At 58.8% G+C, this 3,879-nt stretch carries 3 protein-coding genes; 1 reads left to right on the forward strand and 2 read right to left on the reverse strand.

What is annotated here, in order from left to right; translation table 11 throughout:
- The coding region (locus tag VGI36_12510) for an AAA family ATPase (protein HEY2485968.1) at positions 1 to 1,257 on the reverse strand (1,257 nt) is incomplete at its 3' end.
- Positions 1,258 to 1,595: 338 nt separating this feature from the next.
- Here VGI36_12510 and VGI36_12515 point away from each other — a divergent pair.
- Positions 1,596 to 2,132, forward strand: a complete 537-nt coding sequence (locus VGI36_12515; GenBank protein ID HEY2485969.1) for a hypothetical protein — start codon at positions 1,596 to 1,598, stop codon at positions 2,130 to 2,132.
- 507 nt (positions 2,133 to 2,639) lie between these two features.
- Here VGI36_12515 and VGI36_12520 read toward each other — a convergent pair.
- On the reverse strand, positions 2,640 to 3,879 hold a 1,240-nt coding region (locus VGI36_12520), incomplete at its 5' end, for a hypothetical protein (GenBank protein HEY2485970.1).

The raw sequence follows: 3,879 nt of genomic DNA on the forward strand, positions 1-3,879 counted from the left end.
CGCCAGTCGCTGCCCTATCACCAAGCGCACACTCCGCGGCGCGTCCAGCTCGCCAATCTTCAGTTTAGGGCGAAAGGCGCCCGTTGAATCGTAGAGCCGGTTTTCTTCCTTGAGATGTAGAAACAGCTCTTCGACGAAAAAGGGATTGCCTTCAGTCTCGTCGTAAATCTCCCTCACCACCCTGGTGGGCGGCGTCTTTCCGCTGAGGATGGTCAGCATCGCGGCGACTTCATCGAGCGCGAGTCCTTTGAGAGGCACGCGACTCGCCAGCCGTCCGCGAAGCAAGTCTTCGAGCGTCTTTGTAAGTCCGGGAGTCACCTCGAGTTCAGCGTCGCGAAAGGTTCCAACTATCAGCAGGGGCAGCTTTGACAGTCGCTTCTCCAGGTGGGCGAGCAGCGACAAAGTGGAATCGTCGGCCCAATGGAGGTCCTCGATAATGAAAACCGTCGACTGCTCAGTCGCGACACGCGCAGCAAAATCGCAAAAGCAGTTGAACAGGTGGCGCCGTGCCTCGCGCGGCGTCAAATCGAGCGGAGGCACGAGGTCGGGAAAGGTCCGCCGCAGTTTGGGCATCAAGCGCGCTAATTCCGGGCCCTCATTTCCGAGCAGACTGCGAAGTGCCTTCTGATCAGTGGCCTGCTCGACACAGCTCTCCAGAATTTCAACGAACGGCAGGTAAGGCACGTCCTCCTCGCGATCGAGGCAGCGCCCGGTCCAGACCGCCATCCCGCTGGTTTGAGCCAGGGACGCAAGCTCGGCAGTGAGCCGAGTCTTGCCAATGCCGGGTTCACCGGAAATCAGGAACAGACGCCCGCGCCCCGCAATCGCATCCACAAGGCCGCCACGCAGCTCGGCCAGCTCACGCTCGCGCCCCACCATCGAGCGTTGAGACCGGACTGTATTTTCGGCTTCGCGGTGCAATTTCACCCGGTGCGGCTCGCGCAACGGCGCAACGAATCGGTACCCCTTGCCGGTGACGGTCACCACAAAGCGCGGGGTTTCCGGGTCGTCATCCAGCGCGTGGCGAATCTTGCCTACCGCGGTGTTGATGCTTTTATCCGTCTCGATGAAGACGTCGTTGCCCCAGATCCGCTCGAGGATCTCTTCGCGGGTCACAAGCTGTCCGGGTCTCTCCGAAAGCAGGAAAAGCAAATCAAGGGGAATGCGTTCAAGCTGAACGGGGCGGCCCTTGCAGCGGAGCTGGTAGGCGTTCCGATCCAGCTCGAAATCCGCAAATCGGCAGATATCTTCGGCCATTTCGGACCACCTTCCTAGCTGCGGACACTAATTGTGGTGAACGCGAAAGGAAAGCCGAGGTCCCTTGACAAAAATTTGAGGAAACCTTGATGCGTTCTCTGTTTCTCGCCTGTTCATTTCGACTGATGATGCGCGACGAACGGGGCATTGGGGGATTGTCGAGATGGAGGCGCCAATGAACCAAAGCCAGCACTGGTCAATCACGATTCAAAAGAAAGGAGAGAATGGTTATGTCGAATCGAAAATGGTTCAGAAATGTGCGCGCCGTCGCGCTATCCGCCGCTTTCGCGATTGTCGCCCTTGTAACTGGACCAACCCGAGCGCAAGCAGGATGCTCGATGCCATCGGGGTTGCTGGCCGCGATCTCAGGGCAGGTGAATGAGAGCCCCGCGGCGTCTCAGCGTCAGGCCCAACAGACCCTTCCGCTTGGTGGAAATGAACCTATATTCGGCCTGTGGCAGATCACCGCAACCTTTCCCGGCGGCGGCGTTGACCACGTGATCTCAGGATGGACCCGCGATGGCCTCGAGTTTGACCAAGATATATCTCCAATCCTCACCGGGTACGTTTGCTATGGCACATACGTGAAGCTCGAGAAGGGGAGCTACGGACTGACGCATCCCTTCTTCAACTTCCAGAGCGTGAATGACAACGGTGAAGGCACCGAAGCCACGGAAGGACAATGGGACGGCACCTCCGGATTTTTCGACTACACAGTGACCGTATCCAAGGACGGCAAGAGCTTCACAGGCAAGCAGAACTTCAAAGTTGTGCAGGGGCCCAACCCCTACGATCCGAATGCAGCGGTCCTGTTCACGACCACCGCCACGCTCTCAGCGACCAAGGTCGGGGTCGATACCAGCCAGCTACCGTAACGGTCCACTGCGCAAGCGGCTCGCCGCTTGCGAGAGGCGGCCGGGCGTCGAGCCTGGCCGCCCTCCCACCTCTCGTTCTCGCTGAGTGCGGGCAGGTAAGGCTTTGGAGGAGCTGCGATCGGAAAGCTCGACGGAATGAGCGTCGCGATGTGAGAGGCTTGCAGGCATGATTTGCTTCCTTCATCCGTGCAGAGATTTCGAACCCGCGACCCTCGGTTTGTTAATTAGACAGAGGCCTATTCGCCCCGTTCGCGGCTTTATAAATATTCGATAGCTAGTCCATCGGTGTACGCTCTATACGCACCCGTCCGTCCTGTTGGATGGTCAAGGAGGCTGTCAGGGTCCCGCCCGCGGGGATACCTTAGCCCATCCCGCCGCGAGCCTACTCTCTCTTCCAGACCCTAGTGTTTAACTCCGTCTCCGGTGTTCGCGATACCCGCTCGACGACGGCCACTATCTCGAGCTTTAGCGGTAATTGCTACGTTATCATCATAGTCAGCGAAAATCTCAGCTCCGATTTCGAGATTTTCCGCTTTGACCACCGTTAGACGTCACAACGTCCTTGAGGATTGCTTTCCTGCCCCGGTTAGGTATTTTGGCGGCCTCGGCGCGCTCGATCCATCGCGCGCCAGCGCCTCGCAGGCGATAAATCTCAATCGCGGCGTCGCACTTCTCAACCGAGCGCGCATGATTCTCCGCCGAACCGAGCGCGCAACCCCAGAGCCGTAGCGTCTCGGCCTCCTCCCACGGCAGCGTGTATCGACGAAACGTTGTAATCGCCTTTTCGAATTGCCGATCGGCGGTCGAATAGCTCCCGAGCGCCGCGGCCACGACCGCTTCAGCGCGAGCTACGTAACCCGCGATCGCCCGCCAGTCCTCACCCAAAGCTAGTATTTCGCGACAGCGCTCAAGATGCGCGATTGCCTCTGTGGCGCGGCCTTGCGCGGCTAGAATCATCGCAATCAAGGACGAACCCCATAGCTCGGACAAAACATCACCCGCTTCGATAGCGATCGATAGACCCCGTCCTGCGAGTTCCTCGGCCAGACCGAACTCGCCCCGGACTCGGTGCAGCAAAGCGATCGAGAAAAGATCGTCCATCTCTTGCAGTCGGTCACCAGTCGCCTGTGCCAGTTCGAGTGATTCCCTTTTCGATTCTCTGGCGGAGTCCCACTCGCCTTCCATCACCAGCAGGTGTTTGAAAGCTCCTCCGCCAGCTTGTACGAGATGGTCGCGAGCTTCGGCCAATTGTCCCATGTGTACGCACGCAAGTGCAGCTAGGTTGCGCAGGAGCGCTCGCCGCGGCTCGGACTGCGCAGTTCGAGGAAGTGAGAGTTCGTCCAGGTACCAATTCCGGGCTTCGCGCGGATCGATGAGCCGGTGATAGTTTCCGCCACCGATCAATGCGATGGTCGAGCCGAGCATCGTGTCGCTCATCCCGGCCGCCCGCTTTCGGGCTTCATTGGCCAGGCCTAAGCCCTCCGCCAGAGCTCCGCGGAATACAAGGAACACGGAAGTCAATATCGCACCGTAGATCCAAGCCCACTCGTTCTTTGTTTGGTCGCCTATTTCCATCGCGCGCCGCCCGGCTTCAATTCCCTCATCGATTCTACGGGCCAAATAGCACGCCACCGCCATGGCGGTGTAAAAGTAAGCGTGCTTGCGCGAAACTGGTAACTTGGCGAGAAGTGCTTCGGCTTTCTGGAGATGAACCATCGCCTTTTCAACGTTTCTTGCCCCGAGATTG

It is taken from the genome of Candidatus Binataceae bacterium (genome assembly GCA_036495685.1).
Lineage (GTDB): Bacteria > Desulfobacterota > Binatia > Binatales > Binataceae > JAFAHS01.